This is a genomic window from Parabacteroides goldsteinii DSM 19448 = WAL 12034 (genome assembly GCF_000969835.1).
GTDB lineage: Bacteria > Bacteroidota > Bacteroidia > Bacteroidales > Tannerellaceae > Parabacteroides > Parabacteroides goldsteinii.
Window position 1 is genome coordinate 462528 of sequence record NZ_KQ033913.1, and the last position, 17384, is coordinate 479911.

The following is a 17384-nucleotide window of genomic DNA, read 5'->3' on the forward strand; positions in this document are numbered from 1 at the left end:
CTTATTTACTGATAAAAGCACGTACTCTCATTGAGAACTTCAATAATTTAAAACCATGAGTAAACAGCAGACGCCTGAATTTATCATTTTTATACAATTCTTTTTTATCCCGGATGTTCCGATAGGCGTTTTTCACTTTCAAGGCAGCTTCGCGACGTTCATATCCAGAAAGGCTATCTCCATAGATAAATAAAAGCTTTTGCCTGATTGCAACATCATTAAGAGCTAATTCTCTCAATTTTATGATTGCCTCCATAGGAACCTTTTGTTCAAGGGCTAATTCCTCTAATTTTTGATTTGTATAAAAAACATCAAATAGTTTAAATGACATTTTTTTAGTAATCGCATTGGGATTATTTATTCTATAATAAAAAATTGCATCGCTAAATACAATCTTAGAACAATTAAGTAATAATTTACGTGTAGTATATTCGTCACTATTATAATTAAATGTTTCGATCCCTACACGCTTAACTATTTCCGTACGATATAAACCAAATCCATGAATTCTCCAATCAAGACTTAAAACAAACGCATCATGTGGGGTCACATGTTCAAAATCGGGGACTGTTTCCCGCCAAAAAGTCCTTATTGAAATATCATCTTTATTGCCAGAATAACATACTAAATTAGGGATCACCACATCTGCTTTCATTTTATCTGCAAGCTCAATCCCCTTTTTTAACAAATCTACATCATAAAGATCGTCTTGCGAGGAATACATATAATATTGACCTCTCGCACGTTCTAATCCGTAAGCTACAGAAAAAGAAGCTAATCCTTGATTCGGTTTTGTATAAACTTTAATACGTAAATCAAGTTGGGCATACCGTTCAAGAATTTGAAGGGAACGATCTGTCGATGAATCATTCACACACACAACCTCATAATCCTGAAAACTTTGAGCTAACAAGGAATCGAGAGTCTCTTCAAGATAGGATTCTCCGTTATAGACTGGCATAACCACAGAAATCCTCGGCATACGGGTCAAAATTTATTAATAATCTCCACGACGGCTTTAACCTCATCCTCTGTCAGTACTGCACTCATTGGCAGCGATAATACTTCCCTATGTATTTTTTCAGTAATAGGATAAGATCGATTATTCCAATCTTTATAACAAATCTGTTTATGTGGAGGCAATGGATAATGGATTAATGTTTGAATTCCATTCTCTGCAAGATAACTCTGTAGCGCATCACGATCTGCCGTACGCACAGCAAAAATATGATACACATTTTCCATGGGATCGACTGGTTGTTCGGGTAAAATAATCTTAGAATTCTTTATGTGACTACAATAATAATTTGCAATCTCCCGACGACAAGCATTCTCTTGTAAAACATGTTTTATTTTAACATTAAGAAATGCAGCCTGAATTTCATCCATTCGACTATTTAAACCCATATATGTATTGACATATTTCTTTTCAGATCCATAATTTGCAACAGCACGAACAATTCTGGCAACTTCCGGATCTTTCGTAGTCACCGCACCACTATCTCCTAATGCTCCCAAATTTTTACCAGGATAAAAACTAAAACCTGCAGCATCCCCGAGGTGTCCTGTCCTCACTCCTTCATATTCTGCCCCTATAGCCTGTGCATTATCCTCAATTACTTTCAAATTATATTTTTGAGCTATCGATTCCAGCTTTTTACTCCAAACCACCCGCCCATATAAATGCACAACCATTATCGCCCGCGTACGGGAGGTTATGGCACTTTCTATTTTATTGATATCGATATTATAGGTTTCAATTAAAGGCTCTACTAAAACAGGTTTCAATTTATTATCTGTGATCGCCAAAATAGTCGCAATATATGTATTCGCAGGAACAATAACTTCATCCCCTTCTTTCATTACACCCTTTTCTATATAGGCACGTAAAACCAACCTTAAAGCATCAAGCCCGTTGGCAACTGCAACAGCATACGGAGAACCCGTTAAATGACAGATATTTTTTTCAAATTCTTCATTCTGTTTTCCCTGTAAATACCAACCGGAATCTATCACGTCAGCAGCAGCAGACTTTAATTCTTCCGCATATTGAGCATTTATCTTTTGTAGGTCTAAAAATTTTATCATCATTTCATCAAATCATTAAATACCTTATAACATTTATCATTTAACGAAGCCTGCATTTGTTGAAGCGTATGTTCACGCAGCTTCAATTTTGTTATTCCAAAAGCTACCGGGGCATATTCACAGAGTTTCAAACAAGCCTTCCGGGCTTCCGTTTCAAGAACGCTTCCCTCTATAATGTCATCTACAATATCCATTTCTTTTGCCTGTTGTATCGTTATATAGTCTCCACTATATAACAGTTTCTGCAATAGCCTCGGCCTCCTTAAATTATAATTTAAAAGACTTATCATTAATTTATCAACAGTAAGACCGAGCTTCAGTTCCGGAAGACCTATTTTTGTCATTTTACTATCTGATGCAACAACGTAATCCGCACAGCATTGCAGTAATAGCCCACCTCCTATCGAATGACCGTCAATGGCAACCACAACCGGTTTCGGAAAAGAGAATAGTTCGATTAAAAAGCCATCGAAATTAGAAAAATGCAAATCTGTATTTCCAGTACCACCCACATTAAAACCTGTACAAAAACAATGCCTTTCTCCGGAAATGACCAATCCTGAAATGTCTTTATTCTGAGCACTTTCACGCAAAATTTCACGTAAAACTTCAACGTCGGAAGAAGTGAGCAAATTACCCTTTCCAGATGATAATTTTATATACTTAATATGATCTATAAGGTTAGAATGTATCATTCCTATAAATAAGATCCCCCATTGATATGGATGGTCTGTCCATTAATATATTTAGCTTTATCACTAACTAAAAATTCCGCTAAATCAGCAACTTCCTCCGGTTCGCCAAATCTTCCGGCAGGAATATTTCCAATAATTCCCTCTCTGTATTTTTCCGGAATACGCATGAGCATTTCAGTCTTAATCGCACCGGGAGCTATTGCATTCACCGTCACTCCTTTTTTACCCAACTCCATTGCCAAAGATTTTGTAAACCCGACCACTCCAGCTTTTGCTGCTGCATAATTCGATTTTCCAAATGCGCCGGTAAACCCCGCAATAGACGTAAGATTAATAATCCTTCCCCACTTACACTCAGACATAATGCGGCTAAAAGACTGTGTAAAATAATATATAGAGCGTAAATTTATATCAATAACAGTATCCCATTGATCTTTCTCCATTTTTAGAAAAGTGGAATCATTATCATATCCGGCATTATTAATTAGAATATCTACTTTCCCATAAGTCCGGATTATATCTTTAGCAAGATTTTCACACTGACCGGCATTAGCAAGATCACATTGATAAAAAAATACATTAGAAAAAGCCTCGCCAACTTCCTTCGCCCCCTCTACATTTTTATTATATGTAAAAATAACCGTTTTATAAAGTTCAGCAAAACGGCATACGATTGCCTTACCGATGCCCTTATCGCCACCTGTTATAAAAACTATTTTATTTTCCATCATTCCCATTTAATTATTGCAGCTCCATATGTCCAACCACTACCAACAGCTGCAAACAATATAATGTTTCCTGATTTTATTTTACCGGACTTTCTAACTTCATCCAATAATATAGGAATGGTTCCACCGGAAGTATTGGCATACTTATCCATATTTGTCATCACCTTCTCAAAAGGCAAACCTATTATTTCCGCAGTTTTTCGAAGAATTTTTATACTGGGCTGGTGAGGAATCATCAAGTCAATATCCTCAATCGATAATCCAGTATCGGCAAGAACCTGTGAAATAGCTTTAGGCAATACAGAAACGGCCGAATCAAAAACAGCTCTACCATCCATTTGAAAATACTGTAACCTTTTAGCAAGCGCCTCTTCATTTATAGGCATCTCGGAACCTCCTGCCGGAACTGTAAAACCAAATTTTTTATTGCTGCTATCCGTATATAACCGATATGCCAGAAAACCTTCCGTCACATTAGCAGCAGACAGAACAGCAGCACCCGCCCCATCACCAAAGAACACAGCATCACGTCTTTCCCAATCAATAATTCGAGAAAACGTATCGGCACCGATCACCAATACATGATTATACACACCGCTTGCTATATATTGCGAACCAACCGACATAGCAAATAAAAAACCGCTGCACACAGCAGAAATATCAAATGCAGCGGCATTATATGCCTTTATTTTATCCTGAACAATTGCCGCAGTTGAAGGAGCTTTTCTGTCAGGAGTCGCAGTAGCGACGATTATCAAATCGATATCGTCAACAGTCAATCTGGCATCCTGAACAGCACGTATTGCAGCTTGTGCAGCCAGGTCACTCGTTGTTTCATTATCAGCAACAATATGCCGTTCTTTAATTCCAAGATTCTCACGAATCCAGGCATCGTTAGTCGGGATTATTGTTTCAAGATATTGATTCGTGTAGATTGTTTCAGGAATGTATGATCCCGTCCCTATTATTTTTACATTTTTTACAACCTGTCTCATTATAACGAATGGTATTTAATAATTTCTTGATATATTTTCTCTGGATTTTCAATGGAAGGATTTATTCCTTTATGATACAACAAATCAACAATTTGTCCATTTTCAAGTATTCTATGTCCTACAATTTGCCATCCTACTTTTTTATTTATATGACATATTGCCCCATTAGACTGCAACTGTGATCCAGCTAATGGTCTATTGGCTTTCTCTATGTAATCATTAATAATTTCTTGACCATACCCCGCTCCCCATTCTTCTTTTTGAATTGCAATGATCGGCGTATCGAAATTGCCCCTATCGGTCAAAACCAAGAAGGCTACGAATTTTCCCGGCCGATCAAGAGGTTCATACAAATACCCACATAATTTATCTTTATTTTCATTCCACCATTTTTGCTGGGTATAATAATCATTCGCTTGAAGCGGTCTGGTTGATAACATATCCAAATTATCATTATAAATATGCCGCATTATTTCAACCTGCCAGGGCTCACTTATCTCTATTGATCTTAATTTCTTTTCTTTCATTTCTTATACGCTATAAATTCTTCATAATTACGTATGTAATCCGCTTCGTCATATTCCATTGAAGCAAGCACCAGACATACCGAACCACTACTGAAATTATTCAGTTCCCGCCATAATCCCGGAGAAATAAGCAACCCCTGGTAAGGACGATTTAAAGTAAATGTACGTTTAACATTACCGTCATCTATCATAACATCGAAACTACCGCTCGCAGCAATAATCAATTGTTTTAATTCATAATGAGCGTGTCCTCCCCGGCTCTCTCCTCCCGGAACATCATACAAATAATAAACCCGTTTAACTTCAAAAGGAATATCTTTCATATTCTGGGCTACGCTTATATTTCCTTTTTCACTATGATGCTTATCAAAATAGACTAACGTGCAATCATAAGCCGTTGAAGATTTAGACATGACGAACCTCCTTTTTAAACTGATCGAAATCACGTATATAATCATTTATGGAATAATCTTTTGAAGACAAAACAAGCGCCAATGAATTAGTTGAAAAATTTTCCATAGATCGCCATATCATTTTGGGTACGTAAATTCCATTGTAAGAGCGATTTAAATGATAATGCTGTTCATGTGTCCCATCATTTAATACAACATCAAAGCTACCGCTTAAGGCAACAATGAATTCTTCATTTTCTCGGTAAGCATGTCCTCCACGTGTTTCTCCACCAGGTACATCGTAAATCCAGTAAGTTCTTTTTATTACAAATGGAATATGATTATTAACCTCAATAAAAGAAAGATTACCTCGTCTGTCGAATATTTTAGGCAAATTGATAATTTTACTTTGCATTTTATTCATTTAATCTAATTATAGATTAATATTTTTATTTCTTTTAGTTGTTTGCGTCTTATTTGGACGTTCGTAATTTGGAAAACACTTCTTTTTTTACGTTTGCATGTGTGAGATAAATTGAAATATATTTGTTTAATCCATTAATAATAACTTAATACAATATTCAATCATTCTTCTCCTTCATTTAGAGCTCTTTTACAGCTGACTTTCGAGGATAGAGACAATTTCATTCCAATTAGCCTCTGTCAATAGTACTCTTTGCGTATATTTTTTTCTTTTTACGATCACGAATTTTATCAAACCATAAATTCAGTCCAATCCAAATAGTTATATCAGCCAAAAGCAATATATTGTTATTTATGACAGATGCTAATATAATATTGACAATACTAAAAGACAACGCCATTGCCAATATACAGATCATAGTTTTACGAGAACTGAAACCCATATCCAAAAATTTGTGATGTATATGATTTCTGTCTGCGTCAAATAACCCTTTGTGATTTCGGGCACGCACCAATATAACCCGGATCACATCAAACATAGGAACTATTAAAGTAGAAAAGGCAATAACGATAGCCCCCTCTGAATATGGAGCTCTTTCTGGATTATTATTGGTGTAGGAAATGGCCAAAAAAGCTAATATATATCCTAGTGTCAAACTCCCAGTATCCCCCATAAATATCTTTTTACAGCGATCTACATTACCAAAAACATTATAATAGAAGAAGGGAAGTAGTACTCCCAGTGTAGAAAAAGCGAGCATGGCATAAATCCACTGGCCATAATAGATATATAAGCTGCCGAGAGTTAACAGTGATATACTACTTAACCCGGATGCTAATCCGTCAATGCCATCTATCAGATTGATCGCATTGACAATGAATACTGTTAATAGGATTGTAAAAGGAATTCCTAGCCAGGGAGTCAGTTCTTCAATACCGAAAAGACCATATAAATTGTTGATCCATAGGCCGGACAGGGGGATAAGGGAGGCTGCTATGATCTGTATAACGAATTTGCTTCGGTAACGCAGTCCGACCAAGTCATCTTTTATGCCTGATAAATACAATAACGTTAAGCCACAGACTAAGAAATAAAATTCAGGAACTATGAAATGAAGGCTGTCAATGGCGATTTCATAACCGATAAGATACCTTAATCCGGTGGTGAAAGCCAATGAAAATAGGATGGTGGGGACAAATGATATGCCGCCCAGACGGGGAATTATTCCGCTATGGACTTTTCGTTCGTCGGGGATGTCGAATAACTTTTTTCGGAAAGCTACGACGAGAATCCTTGGAATAATAAGCGCTGATAGAACTATTGATATAAATAGAGAAATAGCAATGAATATATAAATCATAACAAACTATAAGGTATTGACACAACAAAGTTCGTCAGTCACAGAAGTGAGCTCACGAAAAACAATGACTAGCTAAAACGATCGTTTTAAGTAGTCATTATTTTGTCTATTTTAACAATTGAAGCAATTTCTATATAAGTTTTGAAAATTAAAATCTAAATATTTTTTCTTTGTTGTAGATATGAATAAAATGCATACCTTTGCGGTGACTAAAAAAAACGATCGTTTTTTTTAGTCATTACTTTTTATGGTATGTCTGTGGGTTATAGCTTGTTATTATGTGTTGTGAAAGGTGGTTCAGCCTCTTGTCTTGCAGTTTTTTCGAAGATTGTTTTTATGTGTTAAACTGTACAATAAGCAGTGTGCGGTTGCTGGTTAAAAATAATAAATATAGTCTGTGGCATATACAAATATTTGTATTTATTATAATGTAGTGATGAGTAATCTCTTATGGAAGTATAATATTTCTTATCACAATATCTGAAACTTCAGGCCAAATGACAGGCTGAGATAGTCTTTCGGCTTCAGATATTTGTTTCCAAATTTGTTAAGGATATACAGATCGCATGAGCTGAGTTCGTAAAACAGCGTGACTGATTTATGCCATCTTCCCGGATTATTGAATTTAAAGGTGACACGTTCACCAAGAAAAATATGGGTTCGTATTCTTGTTGAAAAGAAGTAATAACCTTTAGGGTATTTATCAGGGCTTTGTACCCAAAAATCTCTGTCAAGCAGGGTGTTAATGTATAACCCTGTTGTTAACGGTTCAAAATCAATGTTTTTATGCAAAGGGACTCTCCAGGGGATATAATTTTGCTTTATCGTGAATGTTGCCATGGTGTGACGTTTTTTTGAACTTTCAGCTTTCAGGTTACGGGTGGTTTTGGGAACAAATCCGAAGAGAAGGTCTGTTTCCCAGTGATGGCGGTAGTAGTCCCATCCGATGCCGAAAGAGAACATGCCCATGGAACCGGCAAATTGTATTTTACTGTACCGGGGGATAAGATTTTCCCATAGTGAGGTATATCTTTCTATATGTCTGTCATACAAAGTCGGGGCAGGGATACTGTCCTGAGCATTTGTATAAAACGGAAAAAGCAAGGTTAAGAGCAGTAGTAATTTAAAATTTAACGATTTCATATGAGTAGTCATCAGGTGTTACGGTAAAGAGTAAATAAGTACGTTTGCCGATATTGTCGCAGCAATAATAAATGATCCCGTCATCGAACAGGTCGCGGGCGGCAATGTTATGATCGTGGGCATGCAAGCAGAAAAGAGGATTGGGAAATTCCCGTATCTTTTCTTGGAAGATATCTGCCACATTGTTATTGAATTGCTCGCTTCCGGGCGGCACATGCATAACAAAGATCGTGCATTTATCATCTTCTGTTGTACTGTTCAGTATGCCCTTTATAAAGGAGAAATCGGGTACAGGAATAGAGTAATCGTATTCAAGCGCATTCGTATTCAGGCAGATGAAACGGATTGCACCACCTCCACCATAATACTGTGAGGGGCCGACGCTGAATGAGAAGTTTTTAGGACCGTACATATCCTCGTATACCAATTCCCCGTTGCCGATAATGTCATGATTGCCGATCAGGGCAACATAAGGTATTTTTAGCTTGGATAAAATTGAATGTTGCCAGATATATTCTTTTTTGATACCAAAATCGGTCAGGTCACCTCCGTGAATGACAAAATCGATAGAGTCCTGTTGGTTGACATGCTTCACGAAGTCATTCGTTTCATCCAGCCAGCGCTGAGTGTCGCCTGTAAAGATAAAACGGATGGTGTCTTTATCCTGGCAGGCGTTCCGGATTTTAAAAATATTCATTTCATTGATATCTTTGTCTTCCTTGTACGTGATTCTGCCGTCGTATGGATGGTAGTCTATCAGGTCACATGATGTGAGTAGTACGAATAGTACTAGTGCATATTTTTTTATCATAAAAGTAGTCCTGTCTTTTTGGTAACAAAGATAGGACTACTTTTATGATTGGAAAGGTTTCTATTGAATTATTGATGGTCAGAAAGTCTATAGGCTGAATGCCTGTTCCAGTTCTGTGAAATCGGTAATAACCAGGTCGGCCGATTCATCCCCCCGGTAATCGCTCCAGCCGATACTTTTCAGCCAGATTGTTTTGCAGCCGATAGACGTAGCGGGGATAATGTCTTTATCGTGAGAATCTCCGATTACGACGATCGTTTCTGCCGGTAATGATAATTCTTTTACACCTAACCCGAATATAGCCGGATCGGGTTTGCGGATACCGACAACTGCTGATTCGACAATCGATTTAAAATAAGTATCCAGATGAAAATCTTTTAGTACGGATTCGATGTTCCCATAGAAATTGGAGACCAGTACCAGCGGGTATTTTTGAGACAATGCCTCCAGTATGGGACGGGCTGTGTCGATCGACTTCCGTGCATAAGCATAGCACCAGTCGGCCAGCCGCTGTTTTAATCCGGGAGTGGCATACGCTTCGGGGATAAAATCGCCGGCTTTGAGCCATTCGATCTGTATGTCTGTCTTCAGGCGCAGCATGTCGAGGAAAGTGTGATGGGGCTTTACGATCGGATTTTTACCTAACGTCCGTTCGCCGTGCACATAGGCATTCCGGAAGATCTCTTTGCTCACCGGTACTTCTTCGGCCTGATAAGCCATCCAAATCACTTCGGCCCAGTGCATGCCATTGCTGTCGATGGTACCGCCATAATCGAATATGATTCCTTTTATCTTGTCTGATTCGAACATATATTTATGATTTTGATTCGAGTTCTTTAGTGAATTGAGCACAGAAACGTTCGTGTGTTACGATCATATATGCCAGCATGATATTCAATACTGTCATTTCAAATACGAAATACAACCAGGGCATATCGATGAAAAGACTGACGAATAAAGCAATGACACGTGTGTTGAATGACAGCATATTCGTGTATTTCATCATCGGAAGGCTCTTTTCACGGAAGGCTTTCCGGAACCATTCCGGAGCTTCATCGTGATACTTGGTCCGGATGATGTTCATCATTTTCTGAAACTTCGGCGACAATGCTTCCTGCCCGACGGTATAGTTGATATAAAATGTTTCAAAAAGTTTGTAGATAAAATCTTTTTTCCAACTCATCGTCTTATATTTCTCTTTCAGGGCGGGAGAGTGGGAGAGTTCGCTTCCGGCTTTTCCTTTCAGGAATAACAGGTGGATATTCCGGTAATAATCAGCCATGGCGGCTTGTTTGCTGTGGAAAAATCCGGTGATAGCGGCAAATATCCAGATCCAGATACCCCATTCCGGTGTCAACCGGAGGCAGATGGCGGCATAGATAGCAATAAACCAGCAGTCGCCGGCTGTTCCGTCCAGAATACGGCCCAATGGCGTTTTCTTACCGGTCATGCGGGCCAGCTGTCCGTCGGCACTGTCGTATGAGTTTGCCCAGATAAGCAATAACATACCGATGATATTTATTGTCAGGCTCTGGTAATAGAAACAAATACCGGCTGCAATACCTATAAATATACTGGCTACGGTAATTGCATTGGGGGATACTCCCAGCTTATTGAAGAATAAAGCCCAACGATAACCGATCGGGCGATAGAAGTGGATATCGATGAACTCTTCGGTATCCAGGGATTTGAGTGTAGACTCTATATCGGGTTTCTTTTTTGTTTCTTCCATTACTTGCTGATTAAATTATAGATGCGGCGGGCAATTTGGGGAGCAGCTTCGTTCCGGCAGGGAGCAAAACTGGGCCAGTCATTGAAATCGATCAGCCGGATCGATCCGTCATCTGAAATAATACAGTCACCACCGTAAATATGAATGTTCAGTACTTCTGCCGCCTGGCTGCAAAGTTGCTGCAACTTTGAATCGTCAAACGGAATGCCTTTGGCCGTTCCGTTTATCTGTTCTAACCCGAATTTACTGTGATGTTGGTTGGAGGGGTAGAACCAATAAAAGAAATCAGTTCCGGTCACGCCATAGAACTTAACCAGGTCGCCAACCAGATGTTCGTTGACTACGGCAGTCTTGATTCCGCGGATGGCGTATTCTTTCAGGATTGTTTTGGCTTCTTCCGGATTCCTGACGTAGGTGACATCTTCCCGGTGGATGGCGTGAAAGTCGCCTCGTTTGATCCAGCAGTTATAAAATCCGGCTTTTTCCAGTGCGGCTGTCGGGTCTTCATCGGTGGGAAGGATCAAGCTGGCCGGATGGGAGATGTTGTTCGACATTAACAGGCGGGTCATTTTCTCGCGTGTACAGTTTTCTATTCCATAGCCGGAGTTGATAACGGTATAACCCTGATCTTCCATCTGCTGTAGTTTATGGATAGAAGTCCAGTTTCTGACCATATTGAAGATGGCTGTCTCTTCAAAGTGATGGATTATCAGATCTGACTCTATGTATTCGTTTACTTCACATCCCAGATCGCGCAGATGTTGGACGGTCAGAGAGAAGATGGCGGCATCGTTACCAATATGGTTGGGGGAAAATTGATTTTCCCGGCGGATGCCTGCTATTGTTAGTTTACTCATTACTTTTTTATTTAGTTGTCACTTGTCAACTATCAACTGTTTAAAAAATCTTCGGCCTTTTTGATATCTTCGGCATGATCGACGTCTACGATTTTGCTGAATGGATAAGCTTTCAGCTTTAATCCTTCAGCAATAAGCTGACGTTGGTAGTTGCGCATACGTGACATGCCTTGTCCGATTGCATTATTCAGAACTTTCAGTCCGGAACGTCGCAGGCAGTAAATACCGCCAGAGATATAAGAACATGGCGGTTCTCCTTGTTTATCCAGAAAGCCCCGGATTACTAAATCGTTGTCTGTATCTACGTATAAAGGTTTTTCGTCATCTATAAAATCGGTTACTGCCATTAACCCGTCCAATTGACTATCTTTCAGGAACGCCTGGATGTATCCGCCGAACTCTTCTTCTTTGAAAATCGTGTCGACGGTTGTCAGGCAGATATGATCGCTGTCCAGATGATGGCTGAGCTCATAAAAGCTATGCATGGAACTGGGCGTGGATTTAACCAGCAGATAAAAAGGAACAGGTAGTTCCAGTTTTCGCAAGTGCTCCTGCACTTCCGTCATTTCTTCATTTACAATAATATTGATAGATGACGCATCGTTTTTCAGAAAAACATTGATCAAACGATCAATTAACGCCGTACCGTTTAGTTGTACCAGTGGTTTGGGCCATTTTACTCCTTCTTGCACCAAGCGGGAACCCTCGCCAGCTGCAATGATTGCATAATCCATATTTGTCAGAAACTAATTGAATTAAGATGATTGATATATGAAAAAGAAATTCTTCTATCCGAGGAAAAAATCGTTTTTGGACGGATAGAAGAAGTCTTTTTATATGTGTGTATTAATCCAGATAGCTAGGTGCTTTTTCTCCGATCATATCACGCAAAGTCTGTTTAACCATTCTCCACTGCTGGAACAGGTCGTGAACAGGCTGGTGTTCGAAATCGTGCATCGGGCTCTTGCAGAAGAATGACAACCAAGTCTGGATACCGGACATACCGGCACGCATAGCCAAGTCGCTGAACAATACCAGGTCGAGAGCGATAGGAGCGGCGAGGATAGAGTCACGGCAAAGGAAGTTTACCTTGATTTCCATCGGATAGCCCATCCATCCGAAGATGTCGATGTTGTCCCATGCTTCCTTGTTATCCTTGCGGGGAGGATAATAGTTGATACGTACCTTATGATATACGTCACCATAAAGGTCCGGATATTTTTCAGGTTCGAAGATATTGTCGATCACAGACAGTTTACTAACTTCTTTTGTCTTGAAGTTTGCAGGATCATCCAATACTTCGCCGTCGCGGTTTCCTAAGATGTTGGTGGAGAACCAGCCGCTTACACCCAGCATGCGTGTTTTGAACATCGGAGCCAATACAGTCTTCATTAATGTCTGTCCGCTCTTGAAGTCCTTTCCGGAGATAGGAACATTCATCTGTTTGGAGAATTCCCACATAGCCGGCGTGTCTACACACAGGTTAGGAGCACCCATAATGAACGGAGCGCCTTCTGCGATAGCAGCGTAAGCATAACACATACTCGGGGAAACAGCTTCCGTATTGTTTTCCTTCATCGCTTTTTCCAATGCGGCAAGCGACATGTGTTCATCTGACAGAGGAATGTAGATTTCAGTACTTGCAGCCCATAAAACAGCGATACGTTCGCAATTATTGGCAGCCTTGAAATCGCGGATGTCCTGGCGCAGTTGTTCTACCATTTCCCAACGGGTGGCAGCCTGTTTGATGTGCGTTCCGTTTAAGCGTTTAGCCCAGTTGTGATCGAATGCAGCCGGCATCGGTTTGATGGCCTGCAATTCTTCTTTCACATTGTTCAGGTCTTTTTCCTTTAATACTTCAGCATACATGGCAGCTTCGTATGCATTATCGGGGAATATATCCCAACCGCCGAATACAATATCGTTCAGATCAGCCAAAGGCACAATGTCTTTGATTGCTTTCTCTTCTCCGCTTTCCAATCGCATAGTCGCCATCTGGGCGATTGAGCCGATTGGTTTCGCTACTCCTTTACGAGCAGCCAGAGTACCTGTAATCATGGTGGTTGATACTGCTCCACCTACACCCACAACGAGAATGCCAAGTTTCCCTTTAGCTTCTTTTACTTCGATTTTTTCCATGTCAATTTAAGTTCAAAAATAATTGTGCAAATTTAGGCCTTCTTAATTGAATTAAAAAGGATAAATATGCGATATAATTGGTCAAAAATACTATAATTTCCAATAACTTGCCAGTCTTTCTGTACAAAAGTACTATTCTCTTCGTACTAAAGGCTTGTTTTTTGAGTTGTACGTAAGATAAAAAATATCTATCTCTTGAACTATTTTGTTACAAAACTATAAAAATAGATTGGTTTCACAAATAATTTTGACGAATATAGTTGTTTATCGAATAAAAATACTTTCCTTTGTGGCATGTGAACAACATAGTTTTCAGAAATTGCTCTTTTATCTCCGATGTAATATTCAACAAGTGAATTTATTTTGTAGTAATGGACCTTTCCAAGATTATTTGTTACAGTTTTTTTATTAATTATTTTATATCATTTTTGTATGAATATTTACATTGGTAACCTGAACTATCGGGTTAGAGAATCTGACTTACAGCAGGTTTTAGAAGAGTATGGAGTTGTAGAATCAGTAAAGTTAATCATTGATCGCGACACTAACAGATCAAAAGGTTTTGCATTCGCAGAATTTACAAATGAAAGCGAAGCAAGAAATGCAATCAATGAATTGAACGGTGCTGAATACGAAGGCCGTCAGATGGTTGTTAAAGAAGCTACTCCAAGACGTTGAGTTAGTTTTAACAAATAGTATAAGAGAAGGGGTACGGAAGCTAAACATCCGTATCCCTTTTTTTATTGCTGATAATTTCTTACGTTTGCTGCAAATTTTGAAATAAATGAAAACTCTTCCCTTGAAATCTACCCGTCTGCTTCTGCCGGGTATTTGCTTTCTGATTGCAAATCTATTTGTTGTATGTTCGGCCCAGGCACAAATTTCCGACCGGGTGTTTAAGTCGGACCACCGGATCGATCCGGAAAAGAAAGGGCAATTATCTGTCGAGTTGGATAATATAAGTTTCTTTAAAGATAATGAATATACCGGTTCGATTATGAAAGGATATTCTTTGCCGGGATTCTGGATACAACCGAAGGCTGTTTTTTATCCGCTGGGTAATATAAAACTTGAGTTGGGAGTACATATGCTCCGTTATTGGGGGGCAAAGAAATATCCGAGCCTGGCTTATCAGGATATTGCCGAATGGAAAGGCGACCAGTATCAGCATGGTTTCCATGTCCTTCCTTTTTTTCGGGCGCAGATGGCTTTGTCCGATCATGTGAATATTGTTCTTGGTGATATCTATGGCGGTGCTAATCATAACCTGATCGAACCTTTATATAATCCGGAGTTGAACCTGACGGCTGATCCTGAAGCCGGACTTCAGTTGTTGTATGACTCCCGCAGGTTTGATCTGGATGTCTGGGTGAACTGGGAAAGTTTTATTTTCCGTGAAGATACGCATCAGGAGGCTTTTACTGTCGGGTTGTCGGGGCGTTATAAATTGAATGATCCGGATGCGCGTTTTCATTTTTATGCACCGGTGCAGGGATTGGCCCAACATCGGGGAGGGGAGATCGATACGATATTTACTAACTCTGTACAGACATTGATGAATGGTGCTGTGGGAGTCGGTACGGTTTGGAACACAGGTAATCCGATATTCCGGAATGTAAATCTTGAATTTGATGTCGCTGGTTATTATCAGCAGGCCGGTAATTTATGGCCATATGGCAGCGGCTCCGGTTTTTATGTCCGGGCATCTGCGGATATTTACGATTTTCGGGTGAAAACATCTTATTGGAACAGTAATAAATTCATCTCCATGTTCGGCAGTCCGTTTTATGGGGCGGTATCGACATCGGATGAAAATGTTTCTTTTGGCGGGCAAAATATGGTTTATCTGGGGTTGGAATACTCAAAGAGTTTTGGGAAAGGTTTTTCCCTGGGGGTAGATGTGGATGTATATCAGCATCTGTCTGTCGATAAGTTTGGACCGGGGGCTGGTGAAGTCGGTAAATCCGGCAGTGCTACCAGTTTTTCGGCAGGGATTTATTTCCGGATCAATCCATCGTTCCTGATCAAGCAGTTTTAAAAGGAGAAAATAATGAAAGTAAATAAAGGTCTAATTTATATTAGACCTTTTTTCTTTCTGATAGGATTCAAGCAAAAATAGTGTTTTTGCTAATGACGGGAAAGTTGGTAGAACGACCGGACGTTCCGGATTCCACTCCGGATCTTCCGTGATCATTGTGGATAAAGTTCCCGCATGCATGAGTACTGTCTGTGCATCTGTGATAGCCGTTATGATATGACGTTTTTCCGTAGGCAATAAAACGAAATACCCTTCATCGACTTCTACTACCGGGGTTGCCGTTTTCGAACAGATGAGAAGTTTGCCTGTAGTGACAAAAAGTAATATGTTTCCCATTTGTTCTGTGTCATATACTACTTCACCGGCTTTTACTTCTTTGCATTCAAATTGATTAATAAAATTCTTCATAAAAAATTGCTACTCGTTCAGCATTGCTTCAATCGGCCTGTTTGGCAGATATTGAAGCATACCGGTAGAGTATTCTATCTGATGTTTACCGTTTTCATCGGAGTAGATTACATAATATTCAATACCGGGAATATTTTTTGCCGCTTCACGTGCTTTTTCCAGCCCCATTGCCATGAAGGCTGTCGCATAAGCATCGGCGGTGATACAATCTTCAGCTACAATTGTTGCGCTTAATATGCTTTGTTCGGATGGGTATCCGGTACGCGGGTCAATCGTATGGGCGTACTTTTTTCCATCTTTGACGTAGTAGTTACGGTAGTTGCCGGATGTGGCAACGCCTCCTTTTTTGCATAACTGGACTACTTCTTCTATATCGTTTTTTACTCCGGTTGAATCGTCTTCCGGTTTATTGATTCCTATACGCCAGCATTTTCCGTTCTGGTTGACGCCTTTCATCGTTACTTCGCCACCAATTTCGACCATATAATTTTCAATGCCTTCACGTTCGAGCAGACGTGCTATGATATCGCTTGCATATCCTTTGGCAATCGCGGAGCAATTCAACAGGATACGGGAATCATCTTTTACTACTTTCCGTCCGTCCAGTCTGACTTTCTGATAACCGACGAATTGTTTGATACTGTCGATCATTTGGGGAGTCACACTGTCCATTTTACTGAATCCGAATCCCCAAAGATTGACCAGAGGAGCACAGGTGATATCGAAAATGCCTTCCGAATGGTCGGATACCTCTTTTGCTTTGTTGAACACCTCGATAAACCAGTCATCTGCTTCGACCGCCTCATTCCGGTTCACTTTTGATATGATAGAGTTCGGATTGAACGGATTTAACGAAAGATTGAACTTTTGAAATTCGGCATCAATCTTTTCTGTCAGTATTTCAGAACCTTCATATTTAATATGATAGATAGTATGAAAAACGGAACCGCTTTCTTCAAAATATTGTTTCTGTTTTGTACAGGCAGTGAACATAAGTATCCATAAACCGGCCGCCAGAATGATCTTCTTGTACATCTCTTTAAATTT

20 protein-coding genes are annotated in these 17384 nt (G+C 39.6%); 2 read left to right on the forward strand and 18 right to left on the reverse strand.

The window, feature by feature from the left end:
• Position 1: 1 nt before the first annotated feature.
• The 16 genes from HMPREF1535_RS14890 to HMPREF1535_RS14965 form a co-directional block, all read right to left on the reverse strand.
• The gene (locus tag HMPREF1535_RS14890; protein WP_046146732.1) at positions 2-982 is read right to left on the reverse strand and encodes a glycosyltransferase family 2 protein; all 981 of its coding nucleotides are present in this window, start codon (positions 980-982) and stop codon (positions 2-4) included.
• Positions 983-987: 5 nt separating this feature from the next.
• Positions 988-2088, reverse strand: a complete 1101-nt coding sequence (locus tag HMPREF1535_RS14895) for a DegT/DnrJ/EryC1/StrS family aminotransferase (protein ID WP_046147566.1) — start codon at positions 2086-2088, stop codon at positions 988-990.
• Positions 2088-2783, reverse strand: coding sequence for an enoyl-CoA hydratase/isomerase family protein (locus HMPREF1535_RS14900; protein ID WP_046146733.1), 696 nt, complete (start codon positions 2781-2783; stop codon positions 2088-2090). The genes HMPREF1535_RS14895 and HMPREF1535_RS14900 overlap by 1 nt, the downstream gene beginning before the upstream one ends.
• Before the next feature lie 2 nt (positions 2784-2785).
• Positions 2786-3514 carry a 3-oxoacyl-ACP reductase FabG gene (fabG, locus tag HMPREF1535_RS14905; RefSeq protein WP_046146734.1) on the reverse strand — a complete coding sequence of 243 codons (729 nt, stop codon included), beginning with the start codon at positions 3512-3514 and terminating at the stop codon, positions 2786-2788.
• Positions 3511-4506, reverse strand: a complete 996-nt coding sequence (locus tag HMPREF1535_RS14910; protein ID WP_046146735.1) for a beta-ketoacyl-ACP synthase III — start codon at positions 4504-4506, stop codon at positions 3511-3513. The genes fabG and HMPREF1535_RS14910 overlap by 4 nt, the downstream gene beginning before the upstream one ends.
• Positions 4506-5033, reverse strand: a complete 528-nt coding sequence (locus HMPREF1535_RS14915; RefSeq protein ID WP_046146736.1) for a hypothetical protein — start codon at positions 5031-5033, stop codon at positions 4506-4508. Before HMPREF1535_RS14915 ends, HMPREF1535_RS14910 begins: the two co-directional genes overlap by 1 nt.
• The gene (locus tag HMPREF1535_RS14920) at positions 5030-5446 is read right to left on the reverse strand and encodes a sugar 3,4-ketoisomerase (RefSeq protein WP_046146737.1); all 417 of its coding nucleotides are present in this window, start codon (positions 5444-5446) and stop codon (positions 5030-5032) included. The genes HMPREF1535_RS14915 and HMPREF1535_RS14920 overlap by 4 nt, the downstream gene beginning before the upstream one ends.
• Positions 5439-5849, reverse strand: a complete 411-nt coding sequence (locus HMPREF1535_RS14925) for a sugar 3,4-ketoisomerase (RefSeq protein WP_046146738.1) — start codon at positions 5847-5849, stop codon at positions 5439-5441. Before HMPREF1535_RS14925 ends, HMPREF1535_RS14920 begins: the two co-directional genes overlap by 8 nt.
• A 229-nt stretch (positions 5850-6078) precedes the next feature.
• Positions 6079-7209: an MraY family glycosyltransferase gene (locus HMPREF1535_RS14930; RefSeq protein ID WP_046146739.1), complete on the reverse strand. Its 1131-nt coding sequence runs from the start codon at positions 7207-7209 to the stop codon at positions 6079-6081.
• Between the two features lie 471 nt (positions 7210-7680).
• On the reverse strand, positions 7681-8352 hold the full coding sequence (locus HMPREF1535_RS14935; RefSeq protein WP_046146740.1) for a hypothetical protein: 672 nt from the start codon (positions 8350-8352) through the stop codon (positions 7681-7683).
• Positions 8333-9163, reverse strand: coding sequence for a metallophosphoesterase family protein (locus HMPREF1535_RS14940; RefSeq protein WP_046146741.1), 831 nt, complete (start codon positions 9161-9163; stop codon positions 8333-8335). Before HMPREF1535_RS14940 ends, HMPREF1535_RS14935 begins: the two co-directional genes overlap by 20 nt.
• Before the next feature lie 87 nt (positions 9164-9250).
• Positions 9251-9973, reverse strand: coding sequence for an HAD family hydrolase (locus HMPREF1535_RS14945; RefSeq protein WP_007652863.1), 723 nt, complete (start codon positions 9971-9973; stop codon positions 9251-9253).
• A 4-nt stretch (positions 9974-9977) separates the two neighbouring features.
• Positions 9978-10895 (reverse strand): CDP-alcohol phosphatidyltransferase family protein, encoded by a 918-nt coding sequence (locus HMPREF1535_RS14950; protein ID WP_046146742.1) that lies wholly within the window; start codon positions 10893-10895, stop codon positions 9978-9980.
• On the reverse strand, positions 10895-11752 hold the full coding sequence (locus HMPREF1535_RS14955; protein ID WP_046146743.1) for an ATP-grasp domain-containing protein: 858 nt from the start codon (positions 11750-11752) through the stop codon (positions 10895-10897). The genes HMPREF1535_RS14950 and HMPREF1535_RS14955 overlap by 1 nt, the downstream gene beginning before the upstream one ends.
• 32 nt (positions 11753-11784) lie before the next feature.
• Entirely contained in the window at positions 11785-12486 is a 702-nt protein-coding gene (locus HMPREF1535_RS14960; RefSeq protein WP_046146744.1) for a nucleotidyltransferase family protein, read from the reverse strand.
• A 112-nt stretch (positions 12487-12598) separates the two neighbouring features.
• Entirely contained in the window at positions 12599-13891 is a 1293-nt protein-coding gene (locus tag HMPREF1535_RS14965) for an inositol-3-phosphate synthase (protein WP_007652868.1), read from the reverse strand.
• Between the two features lie 432 nt (positions 13892-14323).
• Here HMPREF1535_RS14965 and HMPREF1535_RS14970 point away from each other — a divergent pair, with 432 nt between their 5' ends.
• A complete protein-coding gene (locus HMPREF1535_RS14970) occupies positions 14324-14569 on the forward strand; it encodes an RNA-binding regulator (RefSeq protein WP_007652869.1) in 246 nt (81 codons plus the stop codon).
• A gap of 106 nt (positions 14570-14675) precedes the next feature.
• Positions 14676-15929 (forward strand): LpxZ family protein, encoded by a 1254-nt coding sequence (lpxZ, locus tag HMPREF1535_RS14975; RefSeq protein ID WP_046146745.1) that lies wholly within the window; start codon positions 14676-14678, stop codon positions 15927-15929.
• A 30-nt stretch (positions 15930-15959) separates the two neighbouring features.
• On the opposite strand, the gene HMPREF1535_RS14980 is transcribed toward lpxZ, so the two are convergent.
• Together HMPREF1535_RS14980 and HMPREF1535_RS14985 are read right to left on the reverse strand one after the other, a co-directional pair.
• Entirely contained in the window at positions 15960-16337 is a 378-nt protein-coding gene (locus HMPREF1535_RS14980) for a cyclic nucleotide-binding domain-containing protein (RefSeq protein ID WP_007652871.1), read from the reverse strand.
• Positions 16338-16346: 9 nt separating this feature from the next.
• Positions 16347-17372, reverse strand: a complete 1026-nt coding sequence (locus tag HMPREF1535_RS14985) for an FAD:protein FMN transferase (RefSeq protein WP_046146746.1) — start codon at positions 17370-17372, stop codon at positions 16347-16349.
• Positions 17373-17384: the final 12 nt, after the last annotated feature.